We start from the raw sequence: 16,698 nt of genomic DNA on the forward strand, positions 1-16,698 counted from the left end.
AGAAAAAGGTGTAGAATGTACAATTTTACACCTTTTTTTATTTTCCTTACTTTCTTTTTTTATCTTTATCAAAACTATAATTTATATGGAAAATAAAACTGAATTTAAAAAAGAATTGGGATTGTTAAATGCAACAAGTTTAGTTGCAGGTTCAATGATAGGTTCTGGAATATTTATTGTAACCTCAATAATGGCAAGAGATATTGGTGGTGCAGGTTGGATTTTATTAGCTTGGATATTAACTGGATTTTTAACGCTTGCCGCAGCATTAAGTTATGGCGAATTAGCAGGTATGATGCCAAAAGCCGGAGGACAGTATGTTTATATTCAGCGTGCGTATGGCAAAATGATGTCTTTTTTATATGGTTGGACTGTTTTTACAGTGGTTCAAACTGGAGTAATTGCAGCAGTCGCAGTTGCTTTTGCTAAATATACCGCTATTTTCTTCCCTATTCTAAGTGATACATTGCTTGAAATTGGTACTTATAAAATTCAATATCAACAATTGTTAGCTATTTTGAGTATTGTTGTGCTAACAATAATTAATAATCAAGGTGTAAAAAGCGGTAAAAATCTACAATTTGTTTTTACGGCGGCTAAATTGTTTGCTTTATTTGCTTTAATTGTATTTGGTTTATATGTTGGTTTACAATCTGATACATTAGCCAATAATTTTACTGATATGTGGTCGGCTACAAAAACAACTGTTGTTGATGGCGAAATTACTACAGAAGTTTTGACTGGCTTTGCAATTATTGGAATGTTGGGTTTCACTATGATTAATTCGTTGTTTTCTTCTGACGCTTGGAACAATATTACGTTTATTGCTGGAGAAATTAAAGAGCCACAGAAAAACATCCCAAAGAGTTTGTTTTTAGGGACATTAATTGTCACAATTGTTTATTTACTTGCCAATTTAGCTTATTTTTCATTATTACCATTAAATGGAAATCCATTAGCCGATGACTTTTTAGGACAAGGTATTAAATATGCGAATGAAGATAGGTTAGGAGCGAGTGCGGCTTCTGTTATATTCGGAAATGCTGGCGTTTTTATAATGGCAGGTTTAATTATGATTTCTACTTTTGGTTGTAATTCGGGTTTAATATTAGCTGGCGGACGCTTATTTTATGCGATGAGTAAAGACGGTTTGTTTTTTAAAAGCGCTGGAGAATTAAATAAAAATCAAGTGCCAGAAAAAGCACTTTGGATGCAATGTATTTGGGCATCGCTATTATGTTTGTCAGGAAAATATGGCGATTTATTGACGTATGCTACTTTTGCCAACTTATTATTTTATGTTTTAACTATTTATGGAATTTTTATTCTTCGCAAAAAAGAACCAGATACACCAAGACCTTATAAAGCTTTTGGATATCCGTTCGTGCCTATTTTATATATAATACTGATTTCAATTATTAGTATTATATTATTAATTTACGATACTAAAAACACAGGACTAGGTTTGTTTATAGTGCTATTAGGGATACCAATTTATTATCTCACACAAAAGAAACAAGAATAATTAAAAAGACCCAACTTATCAAAATAGGTTGGGTCTTTTTAAATTAAAATTAATTTCTAGCTAATGCATTTGAAATAGGTAATTTTAATTTTGGTTCCATATAAATTTCAGTAATTCCGTTTTTCCACTCTACTTTTTCGTAATAAAAATCAATTGAAGTTAAAGTGTCTTTTACGGTAATTATACAATTTCCAGTAACGTTTACTTCGCTTCCTTCAATAGTATAGTTGAAATTGCTTTTTAATTTATCTTCAATAAATAAATTAAGAATTTTTTCAGCAATTTCTTTCCTAATGTTCATTTTAGCATTAAAAGTACTCACAATAATTGTACCTTCATTAGATGTTGAAATTACTTCAATACTGTTTTGACCGTAGCTATACGTTTCAACTAAATTTCCTTGTGCAAACATTACTTTACAAAGTAATAAGATGCTAATTGTAAAACATTTCATAATACATTAGATTTAGTGGTTACTTTATTATAATATAAAATTACGCCTAAAAGATGTATGAAATTTAGTTTTAGTTAAAAAAATCACAACAATTTAATGTATATATGTTAATTTTAACTAAATTGTTTTTAAATTGTTAAATATATGTGTTTTTTGTTGTGAATATACTTTTTTTGATATTAAAAAAAATGCCTTTTCTACTAGAAAAGGCATTAAATAATAAATAATTAAGCATTAATAATACATATAGCGTCTTACTTTGGCAATATATTTCGCCAATCGTATTACTTGGTGACTATATCCATATTCGTTATCGTACCATATATATAGTACAATATTTTTTCCATCTCCAGAAACTATTGTCGCATTACTGTCATAAATAGAAGGTTGAGCCGTTCCAACAATATCTGAAGAAACCAATTCGTTGCTTACCGAATATTTAATTTGCTCTACTAAGTTACCTTCTAAAGCATAGGTTTTCATAATATTGTTTAATTCTTCTACGGAAGTAGCTCTTCCAACCTCTAAATTTAAAACTACTAAAGAACCATTTGGTACCGGAACACGAATTGCATTCGATGTTAGTTTTCCTGCTAAACTTGGTAATGCTTTAGCTACGGCACTTCCTGCGCCGGTTTCTGTAATTACCATATTTAAACCCGCAGCTCTTCCACGACGGTATTTTTTGTGCATATTATCAACCAAATTTTGGTCGTTTGTATACGCGTGAATGGTTTCTAAATGTCCTTTTACAACACCCAACGTTTCTTCAACAACGGCTAAAATTGGTGTAATAGCGTTTGTTGTACAAGAAGCGGCAGAATAAATGGCTACTTCATCTGGATTGTAATCTTCGTGATTTACACCATAAACAATATTTGGCACACCTTTTCCTGGAGCGGTTAATAACACTTTATCTGCGCCTTTAGAAGTCAAGTGTCTGGCTAACGCTTCTTCTGTTGTAAAAGCGCCAGTATTATCAATTACTAAAGCATCATTAATTCCGTATGTGGTATAATCAATTTCTTCTGGAGAATTAGCTGTAATAATATGTACAGTTGTTCCGTTAATAATTAAGGCATTATTTTCTGGATCTGCAGAAACCGAACCTTCAAAATCTCCGTGAACCGAATCATATCGTAATAATGATGCTCTTTTTTCTAATAAAACAGCATCATTTTTATCGCGAGTTACAATCGCACGTAAACGTAATTGTTGCCCTTTTCCAATTTTGCTCATCATTTCACGAGCTAATAAACGACCAATACGACCAAAACCATATAAAACAACATCTTTAGGTACAATTTCAGAAGTATCTTTTGCGTATTTTAATTTATCAATTACAAATGCTTTAGCGTCATTATATTTGTCATCTTCCAAATGATATTCATAGGTTAATTTTCCAATATCTATTCGAGATGGTGGTAAATCTAAATTTTCAATGGCTCTTGCAATTTCTACAGTATCAAAAATATTGATTGGTTTTTCAACAAAAGCAACTGCATATTCGTGTAAGTTGATAATGTCAGAAACATTTCTGTCAATTAATTGATTTCTAAATAATACCAATTCAATAGATTTGTCAAACCATAAATCGCTTATAATTTTTACAAATTCTACACATGCTTTTCTTCTGTCTGCCTGAAAAGCTATTTCTTTTTCGTAAATGGTGTTGTTGTTCATGAAAATATAGATTGTGTTACTAATTTCATGCAAAAGTATAGATTTCAATCGTTTTCGTAAAGTTTTTTACGATTTTTTTTTCGTATTATTTTTTAGAAAAAAAGCAAAAAAAATTCGCAAAATAAATATTACTTTGCGAATCTAATTTATAAACATTCAAATTTTTATTTATAGAAAGAAACGATAGATCTGTCCGTTTTTTGCTAAAATTTGATAATGTGTTTTTTCGGTTACTTCTTTTTTTGCTAAATAAGCAGAAACACTTTCCATATCAACGGCTCGCATATTATCCACTTGCGTTACAATAGAACCTTTTAAATATTCAGCATATTCCTTGTAATCTTCATTGGTTACTTGTTTAATTTTTATACCACTTTTTAAGTTAAATCGTTTTTTGTCGTTCGCATCTAACTCTTCAAATTCAATACCATTAAATTCGTATGCAATTAGTTCTTTTTTTGTTAACGGTACATTTAAAGCTAAGTTTTTACCATCTCTTAATAAGGTAACTTTAACAATGTCATTTGGTCTTTTTGTATTAATAACTGTTGCCATCTCTGCGGATGAAGCAATTTTAGTATCATCTAATTTTAAAATTACATCGCCTTTTTCAATTCCTACTTTTTCAGCACCAGAATTTTTATTGACTTTGTTTACGTAAAATCCTTCAGTTTGTTTGATTCCATATTTTTTGGCAGCTTCTGCATTTAATTCGCCACCTTCAACACCTAAAATACCGCGTTGTACATTACCAAATTTCATTAAATCTTCAATAATCTTTTTTGTAATATTAGATGGAACGGCAAATGAATATCCTGCATAACTTCCTGTTGGCGAAGAAATCATCGTGTTAATTCCAATCAATTCTCCATTCGTATTCACTAAAGCACCTCCACTATTTCCAGGGTTTACCGCAGCATCAGTTTGTATAAACGATTGAATACTTGCTTTATCTAAATTCCTGGCTTTTGCCGAAATAATCCCCGCAGTGACAGTAGAATTCAATTGATACGGATTACCAACCGCTAAAACCCATTCGCCCACTTTAATATTATCAGAATTACCAAATACAATAAATGGCAACTTTTCATCAGCGTCAATTTTTAGCAAGGCAATGTCCATTTTGCTATCCGTACCAATTAATTTTGCTTTGTACGCTTTGTTGTTATTTAAAGTCACTTCCAGTTCGTTAGCATCTTGTATTACGTGATTGTTGGTTACAATATACCCGTCTTCAGATACAATTACTCCAGATCCAGTACCTATTTGTTCGTGTTGTTGCGTACCCCCGCCATAAAAAAACGATGCCCAAGGATCGGTGTAAGTCCTTACAGAAACATTTTTAACGTGTACCACACTATGAATGGCTTTTTCGGCACCGGTTGTAAAATCAATACTTTCTGCACCAGTAAAACTCACTGCTTTGTTGTAGTTTGGCGAAGTAGTAATAATTGAATCACTTTCAGTTTTTCTGTTTTCAATGAATTTATAGGCACCCAAAGTAACGGCACCACTCATTAATGATACAATAAATAGACTTCCTAAATTTTTCATCTTGTTCATTTTTTAATTTTTTTACTCTGTAAATATAAATACGTTTTTTAAAAATCCAAACTCGTTTAACTAACGATTAACAATGTTTAACAACTTTTTAGTATTTGGGCATTTCCTTTCAGGTCGGGCTTTCCGCTATATCTTTTTTATATGTTGCCTTCGGGAACCTCAGTCAACATATAAAAAAGGATGCCGCTGCACTCCCTAATGCAATATTGTGCAAAAAAATAAATATATTTGTGCTATGCAAATACAATTTTACAAATACCAAGGAACAGGAAACGATTTTGTTATGATTGATAATCGTACCAATTCATTTCCCAAAAATAATACCAAATTAATTGAATTTTTATGCGACCGACGTTTTGGCATAGGTGGCGATGGTTTAATTTTATTAGAAAATCATAAAAAATACGATTTTACTATGGTGTATTATAATTCCGATGGTAGCACCAGTACTATGTGTGGTAATGGAGGACGATGTTTAGTGGCGTTTGCAAAACAATTAGGTATCATCGAAAACGAAGCTCATTTTGAAGCATCGGACGGCTATCATTTTGCAAAATTTGAAAACAATTTAATTGCACTTCAAATGATTGATGTATCAGAAGTAAAGCATTTTAATACACACGATTTTGTATATACAGGTTCGCCTCATCACGTGCAATTAGTTTCAGATTTAAAAGATTTTGATGTAAAAAACACAGGTAAAAAGTTACGATATTCTGATTTGTATGATGCTTCGGGCTGTAATATAAACTTTGTGGAACAAGAAAATACTGACACTTTTTCAGTCCGTACTTATGAACGAGGTGTGGAAGATGAAACGTTATCTTGTGGAACTGGTGCGACTGGCGTGGCAATTGCAATGCGCGCTACTCATAAAACAGATGCGAAACGTATCAACATTAACGTATTAGGTGGAAAGCTAATAATTAGTTTTGATGTAGAAAATGATGTGTATAAAAATGTATTTTTAACAGGTCCAGCAGAATTAGTTTTTGCTGGTAGCTTAGAAGTGTAGCTTACTTCTAATAAGCAACAATCTCTTTATTCTGAATGTCATTTTCAATAATTCCATCACGTAAGCGAATAATTCTGTGTGCGTGAGCGGCAATATCTTCCTCATGTGTAACTAAAATTACCGTATTGCCATTAGCGTGAATTTCACCAAATAATTTCATAATTTCTACGGAAGTTTTACTGTCTAAATTTCCCGTGGGTTCATCCGCTAAAATGATTGAAGGTTTGTTAACCAAAGCTCTACCAACAGCCACACGCTGACGCTGACCTCCTGATAATTGATTTGGTTTATGATCCATTCGGTCTGCTAAACCTACTTGTGTTAAAACTTCAGTAGCACGTTTGTTTCTTTCCTCTTTTGAAAAACCAGCATACACCATAGGTAAGGCTACATTATCCAACGCAGTTGTACGTGGCATTAAGTTGAAGGTTTGAAAAACGAAACCAATTTCTTTATTTCTAATTTCAGCCAATTCATCATCGTGCATTTCGCTTACTTGCTTTCCATTTAAAATATAACTTCCAGAAGTTGGCGTGTCTAAACAACCTAAAATATTCATTAAAGTTGATTTTCCAGAACCAGACGGCCCCATAAGTGCCACATATTCACCTTTGTTAATAAGTAAATCGATTCCTTTTAACACGTTTACCGTTTCACTTCCTAATTGGAAATCACGTGTAATGCCTTTAATGTCTATTATTGGAGTTTTCATAGTTTTCAGGTGCAGTTTTTAGATTACAATAATTACTACAAGTAATAAGTAGCTAAATAGAAGATTTTGTTACAATTAAATTCAAAAATCAATTACAAAATCAATTACAATTATCAAATTTTAGAAAATCCGTATATTCTGTGAAATCTGTGTTCCCATCAATTATACTCTTATCACAAAATGTTCTTTTTCTTGTTCAGCTCTAAAAAATACCATTCCGAATTGGAAGGTATCAATCGTAACTTTTACTTTAGGATGTTTTTTGATTATTTCCCAAGTATTTTCATTTTCTGTTGATGTATGAATGTCATTAATAATCCAAACAGCATCATTCGTAATGGTAGATAATAACAATTCGAAATACGCTAACGTAGTTTTTTGAGATTCGTTTTGGTTGAAGTAAATAAAGTCGAAAGTCTTGTCATTGATTGAAAGTTTGTTTTTTTGAAACTCTTCAAATGAGATTATTTCTGAAGAAAATATATTAGTATCTAATTCAGTTGGATTTCCAATTTCTAAAATGGTTTTGGGTTTGAAATATCTAATAATTCTAAAAAGTAATCGAATCTTTTTTGAATTATTGTTTAAAAGCGAATATTCTGGAAATTTTGTTTTATCATAAAAACATTTCGTAACCAAATCAAAAACAAAAGGCGAGTGCACACCGTGTTCATTTTTGGAGTTCCAAAGGAATTTTATATATGATTTAAAAATATGTAGCATAAAAAAATAACACAGATTATCACAAATTCCCACAGATTAAATTCCCACAGATTAAATTCGTGATAATCTGTGAAATCTGTGTTTAAATTTATTCAATTTTAGAAGACAATTCAAACCAACGCGCTTCTTTTTCTTCTAAAGTTTGAATGATTTTTTGTAATTCATTTGCTTTCGTTTCAATTTTATCATCAGCTACTTTTCCGTCAGCAAATTCTTGTTCAATTTTCTTTTTTTGATATTCTAAATCTTTAATTTCTTTTTCAATTTTATTAAATTCCTTTTGCTCGTTGAAGTTTAATCCTGCTTTGGCTGGTTGATTTTGTTTCCAACTTCCTTTGTCAGTGCTTACGCTATTTAAAACTTTTGGCTCTACGGAATCTTCATAACTTCTAAAATCAGAGTAATTTCCAGGAAAATCTTCAATTTCACCTTGACCTCTAAATACAAATAAATGATCCACAATTTTATCCATAAAATACCTATCGTGACTTACCACTAACAAACAGCCAGGGAAATCTAATAAGAAACTTTCTAACACATTTAGCGTTACAATATCTAAATCGTTCGTTGGTTCATCTAAAATTAAGAAATTTGGATTCTGAATTAAAACGGTACATAAATACAAACGTTTTAGTTCGCCACCACTCAATTTTTCTACAAAATCATATTGTTTTTTTGCATCAAACAAAAAACGTTCTAACAATTGCGAAGCCGAAATAATTTTCCCTTTCGTAAGCGGAATGTATTCTCCGTATTCTTTAATAATATCTATTACTTTTTGTCCGGGTTTTGGGTTGATTCCACTTTGTGTGTAATACCCAATTTTAATTGTATCGCCAATAATTACTTTCCCAGAATCGGGTTCCATAGTTTTGGTTAAAATGTTCAAGAAAGTCGATTTTCCTGTTCCGTTTTTACCAATAATTCCAATACGTTCACCACGTTGAAACGCGTAGGTAAAATCTTTTAAAATGGTTCTGTCAGGGAAATTTTTATTCAATTTTACCATTTCGATAATTTTGCTTCCCATTCGCTCCATATTAATTTCAAGCTCTACCACATTTTCTTTACGACGACTTTCCGCTTTTTCTTTAATCACATAAAAATCATCTTGACGCGATTTCGATTTGGTAGTTCTTGCTTTTGGTTGACGACGCATCCAAGCCAATTCCTTAATAAAAAGGTTTTGCGCTTTATCTATACTGGAGTTTTCAGAAATTTGACGTTCTTCTTTTTTCTCTAAATAATACGAGTAATTTCCTTTGTATTGATACAGTTTTCCGTTATCTAATTCAATAATTTCGTTACAAACTCGTTCTAAAAAGAAACGGTCGTGCGTTACCATAAATAACGTAATATTTTCTTTGGCAAAATAATCTTCAAGCCATTCAATCATCTCTAAATCCAAGTGATTGGTTGGTTCATCTAAGATTAATAAATCGGGTCTATTAATTAAGATTATCGCTAACGACAAACGCTTTTTTTGCCCTCCAGATAGTTTCTTTACTTTTAGTTTTAAATCGTCAAGTTTTAGTTTTGACAAAATTTGTTTGTATTGTGTTTCAAAATCCCAAGCATTATAACGATCCATATCGTCAAACGCTTTCTGATACTTTTCTTCGTCTTCCGGATTTTCTAAGGCGCTTTCGTAGTTTCTAATTACCTGTAAAACCTCATTATCCGATGCAAAAATGCTTTCTTCAATCGTTAATTCGTCTTGTAAATTAAAATTCTGACTCAAAAATGCCATTTTAATTCCTTTTCTTATCACTACTTGTCCTGTATCAGGTTCATCAAAACCATTAATAATGTTCATAATAGTGGTTTTACCCGAACCATTTTTGGCGATAAAAGCTATTTTTTGGTCTTTATTAATTCCGAAAGAAATGTCTTTAAAAAGGACACGTTCTCCGTAAGATTTTGATATGTTTTCTACTGAAAGGTAATTCATTTGTTCATTTGTCAATTATACAATGTGGCAAAACGCCAATTGTTTTGCAAAAATAGGTTATTGAAATTAAAGTTTTAATATTATTTCTTAACTTTGTGAAAATGCATTTTATGACTTCCAAAAAGAAAAATAGAATAGAAGAACCAACTGAAGCTTATGAAGTAACTCCAACTAATGAAGTAACTTCCGAAGAATTGCATCCCGTTTTGATTCAATTGATAGAGAAAGGTTTGAAAGAAATTGAAGAAGGAAAAACTTTTACCAATGAAGAAGTGATGAGAATGACTAAAGAAAAGTATCCTTTTTTAAAATGATTTATAAAACTATATGGGCTTCAACTGCGAAAAATTCATATCACGAAGAAATTGAATTTATTTTCTCTAAATGGAATCTTAAAGAGGTTAATAAATTTACAGATTTAGTAGAAAGTAAATTAAATAGACTTACGATTAATCCAGTTATGGGCAATTTTAAATATGAAAATGTTTATTCGTTGGTAATTTCTAAACAAACAACTATTTATTACAGAGTTAATATGGAGAAGTGTGTAATTGAGATTATTGTGTTTTGGAATAATTTAAAAAACCCTGACGATTTAATCAAGCTATTATAATGCAACTATCCGTAATCATCCTTAATTATAATGTACGCTATTTTTTAGAGCAATGTGTGCGTAGTGTTCAAAAAGCGCTGGAAAACATGGATGCTGAAATTATTGTGGTAGATAATAATTCTTTGGATGATAGTTGTCTGATGATGAACCAACTATTTCCACAAATTACGCTTATTGAAAATAAAGAAAATTTAGGATTTCCAAAAGGGAACAATATAGCTGTTGAACAGGCAAAAGGCGAATATATTTGTATTTTAAATCCAGATACGGTTGTTGCTGAAGATACTTTTAAAAAGCTGTTAGCTAAAAGCTGTCAGCCGTCAGCTGGAATAATTGGCTGTAAATTAATAGATGGTACCGGAAATTTTCTTCCAGAAAGTAAGCGCGGACTTCCAACACCTTATGTGGCAATTACTAAGATTTTTGGTTTATATAAAATCTCTAATTTTTTTGGAAAATATTATGCGCAACATTTATCTGAAAATCAATCAGGAAAAGTGGATGTTTTAGTCGGTGCTTTTATGGTGATGAAACGCGATTTGTACATAAAAGTAGGTGGATTTGATGAAAATTGCTTTATGTATTCAGATGATATTGATTTGAGCTATATGATTCAGAAGTTAGGAAAGGATAATTTTTATTTTCACGAAACATCAGTAATTCATTATAAAGGAGAAAGTACGGTTAGAGACGAAAAATATTTAGAACGTTTCCGAGATGCGATGCAGTTTTTTTATAAAAAGCATTTTAAAAAGTCCTTTTTCTTTGATAATTTTATACAAATTGGGAGCTTTTTATTTGCGATTTTTAAACAAAAACAAGCACGAAAATTAAACAATGAAATTGATAAATTCATTGTATTTTCAAAAAATAAAATTCAATTAAATTTAAATAGACCAATTGAATATTTAACTGATTTTGAACAATTTAAAGTTAATAAAAATAGCAATATTGAAATTGTTTTTGACACCAATTCGTTTTCTTTTGCAGAAATAATTTGTTTTATGGAAAAACATAAATCGAAAAATATAACTTTTAAGAACTATATTTCGCAATCAAATTACTTAATTGGTAGTAATAATTCAACTGATAGAGGCGAAGTGCTAATTTTTTGATTTTTTGATTTTTTCGTGATAAAACATCAAAATATTTATTAATTTTGCAGTAATAATTAAAGAACTCAACATTACAATAATAATATGGCAAGATTTGAATTGAAACTTCCAAAAATGGGAGAGAGTGTAGCAGAAGCAACCATTACAAATTGGTTAAAAAAAGTAGGTGAACATATCGATATGGATGAAGCGGTTTTAGAAATTGCTACAGACAAAGTAGATAGTGAAGTGCCTTCTGAAGTTTCTGGTACTTTAGTTGAAATTTTGTTTCAAGTTGATGATGTTGTTCAAGTAGGGCAAACCATAGCGATTATTGAAACAGAAGGCGGAGCTATTGCTGCAACTCCTGAAGTAAAGTCGGAAGTTCCAGTTGCTGTTGCAGAAGTTGCTAAAACGGTTGAGGTTGCTATTAAAGCAAGTGCTCCTGCAGATTTTTCAGGTTCAGATAAATTCTTTTCGCCATTAGTAAAAAATATGGCAAAAACAGAAGGCATTTCGTTAACTGAATTAGAATCTATTACTGGTTCAGGTAAAGATGGCCGTGTAAACAAAGAAGATATTTTAAAATATATAGAAACTCGCAAGTCGCAAGTTACAAGTTCAAATGTTGTTGCGCCTGCAACTTCAACCCAACAACCTAAAACCCAAAATCCTGCACCCGTTTCAGTAAATGGTGGCGACGAAATTGTGGAAATGGACAGAATGCGAAAGTTAATTTCGGGTTATATGGTAGCTTCGGTTCAAACTTCAGCACACGTGCAGTCGTTTATTGAAGTGGATGTTACTAATATTGTAAAATGGAGAGATAAGGTAAAAACAGCTTTTGAAAAACGTGAAGGTGAAAAACTAACATTTACACCTATTATGATGGAAGCAGTGGCAAAAGCCTTAAAAGATTTTCCAGGAATGAATATTTCTGTTGATGGCGATTTTATTATTAAACGTAAAAATATCAATTTAGGAATGGCAGCAGCTTTACCAAATGGAAACTTAATTGTTCCTGTAATTAAAAATGCAGACCAGTTAAATTTGGTTGGTATGGCAAAAGCAGTAAATGATTTAGGTGGTCGTGCGAAAGCAGGAAAATTAAAACCAGACGACACACAAGGCGGAACTTATACAGTAACAAATGTAGGAACTTTTGGGTCCGTTTTTGGAACACCAATTATCAATCAACCACAAGTTGGTATTTTAGCTTTAGGAGCTATAAGAAAAGTACCAGCAGTTATTGAAACTCCAGAAGGTGACTTCATCGGAATACGTCAGAAAATGTTTTTATCTCACTCATATGATCATAGAGTTGTAGATGGTGCTTTAGGTGGAAGTTTCGTAAAACGCGTAGCAGAATATTTAGAAGCATTTGATGTAAATAGAGATTTTTAAGAAAAAATAAATAAATAATAATTCACCCAATAGTTCATTTACTATTGGGTTTTTTTAACTTTGTACTTTAAAATATAAAAATGGAACTTAAACTTACAAGACCAATCTGTTTCTTTGATTTAGAAACTACTGGAATAGATGTTGGAAAAGATAGAATCGTTGAAATATCAATATTCAAGGTGTTTCCAAACGGAAATAAAGAAAGTAAAACTTGGTTAGTGAATCCAACAATTCCAATTCCGCCTCAGACTACAGCAGTACACGGCATTACAAACGAAAAAGTAGCAAGCGAACCCACTTTTTCCGAATTGTCTTCACAAATTTATGCTATGATAAAAGATTCAGATTTAGCAGGATATAATTCTGATAGATTTGATATTCCTTTATTAGCAGAGGAAATGCTTCGTGCAGGAGTTGATTTTGATATGAAAAATCGTGTTTCAGTAGATGTTCAAACTATTTTTCATAAAAAAGAAGAACGCACTTTGTCTGCAGCATTAAAATTTTATTGTGGGAAAACATTAGAAAATGCTCATACAGCCGAAGCAGATACTATGGCGACTTATGAAATTTTATTGGGACAATTGGATAGATATCCTGATTTACAAAATGATATGAAAGCATTATCAGAATTTACTACTCGTAAAAAATCTGTAGATTTTGCAGGTATGATTGTGATGAATGATAAAGGTCAAGAAATGTTTAGCTTTGGAAAATATAAAAATGTTTTAGTAGACGAAGTATTTGATAAAGATCCAGGGTATTTCGGTTGGATTCAAAACGCCGATTTTCCGCTTTATACTAAAAAAGTGTTAACAGGTTTGAAATTAAGAAAATTAAATACAAAATAGTGACTTCGAGAGCCTCAGTCACCATTTGGCTCAAGTTTTCTAAGTTACGAGTTAGCTGAGGCTCTCGAAGCAAACTAAAAACAGAGATAAATTATACATATGAAAATCATTTGCATCGGAAGAAATTATGCTGATCATATTTCAGAATTACAAAACGAACGCCCATCTGAGCCGGTTATTTTTATGAAGCCAGACACGGCTATTTTGCCTAAAAAAACACCATTTGTAATTCCAGAGTTTAGTAATGATGTGCATCACGAAGTGGAAGTTTTGGTAAAAATTTGTAAAGTAGGAAAATATATTAGTCCAAAATTTGCTCATAAATATTACGATGAAATTGGTTTAGGAATCGATTTTACTGCTCGTGATGTGCAAACTATATTAAAAGAAAAAGGTTTGCCTTGGGAAAAAGCGAAGGCATTTGACCATTCAGCGATTATTGGTGACTTTTTACCGAAAATACATTTTCCTTCTTTAGAAAATATTAACTTTGAATTAAGAAAAAATAATGAAATCGTTCAGCAAGGAACTACTTCAATGATGTTGTGGAATATTGATGAAATTGTTTCTTATGTTTCGCAGTTTTTTACTTTAAAAAAAGGCGATATCATTTTTACAGGAACTCCAAAAGGAGTTGCCGCTGTGAAAGAAAATGATGTGTTAGAAGGTTTTTTAGAAGGCAAGCAAATGTTTAAAATACAAGTAAAATAATGGCTTTACAGTATAATTTATCAAAAGTATATGAAATTTCTGAAAATGATAACGAATTTGCACTTCAAATTGCTACTTTGTTTTTAGATGAAGTGCCTTTCGAAATTCAGGAAATGAAAAATGCAATTGAACTAAAAGATTATGCGAAAACCTATGCTTCTGCACACAAAATCAAACCAACATTAGATTTATTAGGAATGGATATGGCATACGAAGATGTGTTGTTCATTATGGATTGGACTCAAGAAGAAGGCAAGCGAAAAGAAATTAAAGAAGTGTTTAGAACGCTTAAAGCAAGAATAGTTGCTGCTGCCGATGAAATAAAAAAAGATTTTAAGTTATAAGGGTTACTTTTAATATATGTTTAGCCACGCCTTAAGCGTGGTTTTCTTATTTTTACAAAAATATTTTAAAGATGAAAGCAGTAATTATTACAATAGGAGATGAAATATTGATAGGTCAAATTATAGATACAAATTCGTCTTACATTGCAAAAGCATTAGATAAAATCGGAATTGCTACTTATGAAATGCTTTCTATTTCTGACGATAAAAACCATATATTAAAAACGTTGCACGAAGTTCAAAACAAATATGACGTTGTATTAATTACCGGAGGTTTAGGTCCAACAAAAGACGACATTACTAAAAAAACATTTTGCGAGTATTTTGACGACGTTTTAGTGCAAAACGATGCTGTTTTGGCTCAAGTAAAAAGTATTATTGAGGGCATATATAAAAAACCTATCACGCAATTAAATATTGATCAAGCCTTAGTGCCTTCTAAAGCTAAAGTCCTTTTTAATGCTATGGGTACGGCTCCTGGAATGCTAATGGAACATCAAAATACGGTATTTATTTCATTACCTGGTGTACCTTATGAAATGAAGTATTTAATAGATAACGAAGTAATTCCGTATTTAGTTAATGCGTTTGAAAGACCATATATTGTTCATAAAACACTTATGACTTATGGACGAGGAGAGAGTTTAATTGCAGAACAAATTGAAGATTGGGAAACTAATTTGCCAAGTTTTATCAAATTAGCGTATTTACCAAGTCCAGGAAAAGTTAGATTACGATTAACGGCTCGGGGTACTAATGAAACCCTCTTAAAAGAATCTATTTTAAAGGAAATTGATAAATTAGAGCCACTAATAGGCGATATTATTGTTGGGTATGATGAAGACGAAACAATTGAAGTAGTTTTAGCACGATTATTAACTCAAAAGCAAGTTAGTTTGTCCACAGCAGAAAGTTGTACCGGTGGAAAAATTGCTCAACTTATTTCAGCTATTTCTGGGGCCTCAGCTTATTTTAAGGGTGGCGTAGTAGCGTATTCTAATCAAATTAAAATTGACGTACTAAAAGTGAATCCAGAAACCATTCAAAAGTTTTCTGTAGTTAGTAAAGAAGTAGCTCAAGAAATGGCTATTAATTGCAGGTCTATTTTTAATACAGATTATGCTATTGCTACAACAGGAAATGCGGGCCCAACAAAAGGAAATAGTGCTGCAGAAATAGGAACCGTATTTATTGCAATAGCAACACCAAATGAAGTTTTAGTTGAAGAATTTAATTTTGGACAACCACGCGAAAAGGTAATAGATAGGGCGGTTAACAAAACATTTGAATGGTTGTATAAAGAAATTTCAAAAAACTAATTAAAAATAGTTGCATAGTAAAGTAAAAATTCTTTTCTTTGCACCCTTATTTAGAATAACGATATAAAAGTTTAGAATAATGTCAAGAGTTTGTGAACTAACAGGAAAAAGAGCAATGGTTGGAAACAACGTTTCTCACGCGATGAATAAAACTAAGAGAAAATTCTCTGTGAACTTAGTGAAAAAACGTTTTTACATTGCAGAAGAAGATAGATGGGTGAGCCTAAAAATATCTACAGCAGTATTAAAAACAATTAACAAAAATGGTATTGCCGCAGTTTTGAAAAAAGCTAAAGCAAATGGATTTGTAAAATCTGTTTAATCATTTAAAAATATATCAAAATGGCAAAGAAAGGTAATAGAATCCAAGTAATTTTAGAGTGTACTGAGCACAAAGAATCTGGTCAACCAGGAACTTCTCGTTATATCACGACTAAAAACAAAAAAAACACACCAGATAGAATGGAAATCAAAAAATTCAATCCTATCTTGAAAAGAGTAACTGTTCACAAAGAAATTAAATAATTAGAAGCTTAATTTAAGTTTCAAATAAAACATACTAAGTCATGGCAAAGAAAACCGTAGCAACTTTACAAACATCTTCTAAAAGATTAACTAAAGCAATCAAAATGGTTAAGTCTCCTAAAACTGGTGCTTATACATTTGTGGAATCAGTAATGACTCCTGAAGAAGTAGATGAGTTCTTAAAAAAGAAATAATCTGTAATTAAAGATAT

19 protein-coding genes are annotated in these 16,698 nt (G+C 31.3%); 13 read left to right on the plus strand and 6 right to left on the minus strand.

Going from position 1 to position 16,698, the window contains the following annotated elements; all coding sequences use genetic code 11:
* Positions 1-85: 85 nt before the first annotated feature.
* Complete coding sequence (locus KA468_RS00910; RefSeq protein ID WP_291241075.1) at positions 86-1,525, plus strand: amino acid permease; 1,440 nt, start codon at positions 86-88, stop codon at positions 1,523-1,525.
* 49 nt (positions 1,526-1,574) lie between these two features.
* On the opposite strand, the gene KA468_RS00915 is transcribed toward KA468_RS00910, so the two are convergent.
* The 3 genes from KA468_RS00915 to KA468_RS00925 all read right to left on the minus strand — a co-directional run bounded on the left by KA468_RS00915 (position 1,575) and on the right by KA468_RS00925 (position 5,216).
* Positions 1,575-1,979 carry a hypothetical protein gene (locus KA468_RS00915; RefSeq protein ID WP_291241076.1) on the minus strand — a complete coding sequence of 135 codons (405 nt, stop codon included), beginning with the start codon at positions 1,977-1,979 and terminating at the stop codon, positions 1,575-1,577.
* A 234-nt stretch (positions 1,980-2,213) separates the two neighbouring features.
* Positions 2,214-3,662: a glyceraldehyde-3-phosphate dehydrogenase gene (locus tag KA468_RS00920; protein ID WP_291241077.1), complete on the minus strand. Its 1,449-nt coding sequence runs from the start codon at positions 3,660-3,662 to the stop codon at positions 2,214-2,216.
* Positions 3,663-3,830: 168 nt separating this feature from the next.
* Complete coding sequence (locus tag KA468_RS00925; RefSeq protein ID WP_291241129.1) at positions 3,831-5,216, minus strand: trypsin-like peptidase domain-containing protein; 1,386 nt, start codon at positions 5,214-5,216, stop codon at positions 3,831-3,833.
* Between the two features lie 244 nt (positions 5,217-5,460).
* Between KA468_RS00925 and dapF the strand changes: the two genes are divergently transcribed.
* Entirely contained in the window at positions 5,461-6,240 is a 780-nt protein-coding gene (gene dapF, locus KA468_RS00930; RefSeq protein WP_291241078.1) for a diaminopimelate epimerase, read from the plus strand.
* A gap of 7 nt (positions 6,241-6,247) precedes the next feature.
* Here dapF and KA468_RS00935 read toward each other — a convergent pair whose 3' ends face one another.
* From KA468_RS00935 to KA468_RS00945, 3 genes are all read right to left on the minus strand, one after another.
* The gene (locus KA468_RS00935) at positions 6,248-6,952 is read right to left on the minus strand and encodes an ABC transporter ATP-binding protein (RefSeq protein WP_291241079.1); all 705 of its coding nucleotides are present in this window, start codon (positions 6,950-6,952) and stop codon (positions 6,248-6,250) included.
* Positions 6,953-7,114: 162 nt separating this feature from the next.
* Positions 7,115-7,675: a class I SAM-dependent methyltransferase gene (locus KA468_RS00940; RefSeq protein WP_291241080.1), complete on the minus strand. Its 561-nt coding sequence runs from the start codon at positions 7,673-7,675 to the stop codon at positions 7,115-7,117.
* Positions 7,676-7,763: 88 nt separating this feature from the next.
* Positions 7,764-9,626 (minus strand): ABC-F family ATP-binding cassette domain-containing protein, encoded by a 1,863-nt coding sequence (locus KA468_RS00945; RefSeq protein ID WP_291241081.1) that lies wholly within the window; start codon positions 9,624-9,626, stop codon positions 7,764-7,766.
* A 110-nt stretch (positions 9,627-9,736) separates the two neighbouring features.
* On the opposite strand from KA468_RS00945, the gene KA468_RS00950 reads away from it, so the two are divergent.
* The 11 genes from KA468_RS00950 to KA468_RS01000 all read left to right on the plus strand — a co-directional run bounded on the left by KA468_RS00950 (position 9,737) and on the right by KA468_RS01000 (position 16,681).
* Entirely contained in the window at positions 9,737-9,940 is a 204-nt protein-coding gene (locus tag KA468_RS00950; RefSeq protein ID WP_291241082.1) for a hypothetical protein, read from the plus strand.
* Positions 9,937-10,239: a type II toxin-antitoxin system RelE/ParE family toxin gene (locus tag KA468_RS00955; protein ID WP_291241083.1), complete on the plus strand. Its 303-nt coding sequence runs from the start codon at positions 9,937-9,939 to the stop codon at positions 10,237-10,239. The genes KA468_RS00950 and KA468_RS00955 overlap by 4 nt, the downstream gene beginning before the upstream one ends.
* Positions 10,239-11,354 carry a glycosyltransferase family 2 protein gene (locus KA468_RS00960; protein ID WP_291241084.1) on the plus strand — a complete coding sequence of 372 codons (1,116 nt, stop codon included), beginning with the start codon at positions 10,239-10,241 and terminating at the stop codon, positions 11,352-11,354. Before KA468_RS00955 ends, KA468_RS00960 begins: the two co-directional genes overlap by 1 nt.
* An 84-nt stretch (positions 11,355-11,438) precedes the next feature.
* Complete coding sequence (locus KA468_RS00965) at positions 11,439-12,737, plus strand: dihydrolipoamide acetyltransferase family protein (RefSeq protein ID WP_291241085.1); 1,299 nt, start codon at positions 11,439-11,441, stop codon at positions 12,735-12,737.
* Between the two features lie 80 nt (positions 12,738-12,817).
* The gene (locus tag KA468_RS00970) at positions 12,818-13,588 is read left to right on the plus strand and encodes a 3'-5' exonuclease (protein ID WP_291241086.1); all 771 of its coding nucleotides are present in this window, start codon (positions 12,818-12,820) and stop codon (positions 13,586-13,588) included.
* A gap of 99 nt (positions 13,589-13,687) precedes the next feature.
* A complete protein-coding gene (locus KA468_RS00975) occupies positions 13,688-14,299 on the plus strand; it encodes a fumarylacetoacetate hydrolase family protein (protein ID WP_291241087.1) in 612 nt (203 codons plus the stop codon).
* Positions 14,299-14,643 carry a histidine kinase gene (locus KA468_RS00980; protein ID WP_291241088.1) on the plus strand — a complete coding sequence of 115 codons (345 nt, stop codon included), beginning with the start codon at positions 14,299-14,301 and terminating at the stop codon, positions 14,641-14,643. Before KA468_RS00975 ends, KA468_RS00980 begins: the two co-directional genes overlap by 1 nt.
* Before the next feature lie 71 nt (positions 14,644-14,714).
* On the plus strand, positions 14,715-15,962 hold the full coding sequence (locus tag KA468_RS00985) for a CinA family nicotinamide mononucleotide deamidase-related protein (RefSeq protein ID WP_291241089.1): 1,248 nt from the start codon (positions 14,715-14,717) through the stop codon (positions 15,960-15,962).
* Positions 15,963-16,041: 79 nt separating this feature from the next.
* Complete coding sequence (rpmB, locus tag KA468_RS00990; protein WP_291241090.1) at positions 16,042-16,284, plus strand: 50S ribosomal protein L28; 243 nt, start codon at positions 16,042-16,044, stop codon at positions 16,282-16,284.
* 20 nt (positions 16,285-16,304) lie between these two features.
* Complete coding sequence (gene rpmG / locus KA468_RS00995) at positions 16,305-16,487, plus strand: 50S ribosomal protein L33 (RefSeq protein WP_091308983.1); 183 nt, start codon at positions 16,305-16,307, stop codon at positions 16,485-16,487.
* 41 nt (positions 16,488-16,528) lie between these two features.
* On the plus strand, positions 16,529-16,681 hold the full coding sequence (locus KA468_RS01000) for a DUF4295 domain-containing protein (protein WP_291241091.1): 153 nt from the start codon (positions 16,529-16,531) through the stop codon (positions 16,679-16,681).
* The last annotated feature ends 17 nt before the right edge of the window (positions 16,682-16,698 follow it).

It is taken from the genome of Flavobacterium sp. (assembly GCF_017985075.1).
In the GTDB taxonomy this organism is placed as follows: domain Bacteria; phylum Bacteroidota; class Bacteroidia; order Flavobacteriales; family Flavobacteriaceae; genus Flavobacterium.

Coding starts and splice junctions, on each gene's coding strand:
- KA468_RS01000 (WP_291241091.1), top strand. CDS start 16,529: ATGGCAAAGAAAACCGTAGCAACTTTACAAACATCTTCTAAAAGATTA.
- KA468_RS00910 (WP_291241075.1), top strand. CDS start 86: ATGGAAAATAAAACTGAATTTAAAAAAGAATTGGGATTGTTAAATGCA.
- KA468_RS00970 (WP_291241086.1), top strand. CDS start 12,818: ATGGAACTTAAACTTACAAGACCAATCTGTTTCTTTGATTTAGAAACT.
- rpmB (WP_291241090.1), top strand. CDS start 16,042: ATGTCAAGAGTTTGTGAACTAACAGGAAAAAGAGCAATGGTTGGAAAC.
- KA468_RS00955 (WP_291241083.1), top strand. CDS start 9,937: ATGATTTATAAAACTATATGGGCTTCAACTGCGAAAAATTCATATCAC.
- KA468_RS00915 (WP_291241076.1), bottom strand. CDS start 1,979: ATGAAATGTTTTACAATTAGCATCTTATTACTTTGTAAAGTAATGTTT.
- KA468_RS00940 (WP_291241080.1), bottom strand. CDS start 7,675: ATGCTACATATTTTTAAATCATATATAAAATTCCTTTGGAACTCCAAA.
- KA468_RS00925 (WP_291241129.1), bottom strand. CDS start 5,216: ATGAAAAATTTAGGAAGTCTATTTATTGTATCATTAATGAGTGGTGCC.
- KA468_RS00980 (WP_291241088.1), top strand. CDS start 14,299: ATGGCTTTACAGTATAATTTATCAAAAGTATATGAAATTTCTGAAAAT.
- KA468_RS00920 (WP_291241077.1), bottom strand. CDS start 3,662: ATGAACAACAACACCATTTACGAAAAAGAAATAGCTTTTCAGGCAGAC.
- KA468_RS00960 (WP_291241084.1), top strand. CDS start 10,239: ATGCAACTATCCGTAATCATCCTTAATTATAATGTACGCTATTTTTTA.
- dapF (WP_291241078.1), top strand. CDS start 5,461: ATGCAAATACAATTTTACAAATACCAAGGAACAGGAAACGATTTTGTT.
- KA468_RS00945 (WP_291241081.1), bottom strand. CDS start 9,626: ATGAATTACCTTTCAGTAGAAAACATATCAAAATCTTACGGAGAACGT.
- KA468_RS00950 (WP_291241082.1), top strand. CDS start 9,737: ATGACTTCCAAAAAGAAAAATAGAATAGAAGAACCAACTGAAGCTTAT.
- KA468_RS00985 (WP_291241089.1), top strand. CDS start 14,715: ATGAAAGCAGTAATTATTACAATAGGAGATGAAATATTGATAGGTCAA.
- KA468_RS00935 (WP_291241079.1), bottom strand. CDS start 6,952: ATGAAAACTCCAATAATAGACATTAAAGGCATTACACGTGATTTCCAA.
- KA468_RS00975 (WP_291241087.1), top strand. CDS start 13,688: ATGAAAATCATTTGCATCGGAAGAAATTATGCTGATCATATTTCAGAA.
- rpmG (WP_091308983.1), top strand. CDS start 16,305: ATGGCAAAGAAAGGTAATAGAATCCAAGTAATTTTAGAGTGTACTGAG.
- KA468_RS00965 (WP_291241085.1), top strand. CDS start 11,439: ATGGCAAGATTTGAATTGAAACTTCCAAAAATGGGAGAGAGTGTAGCA.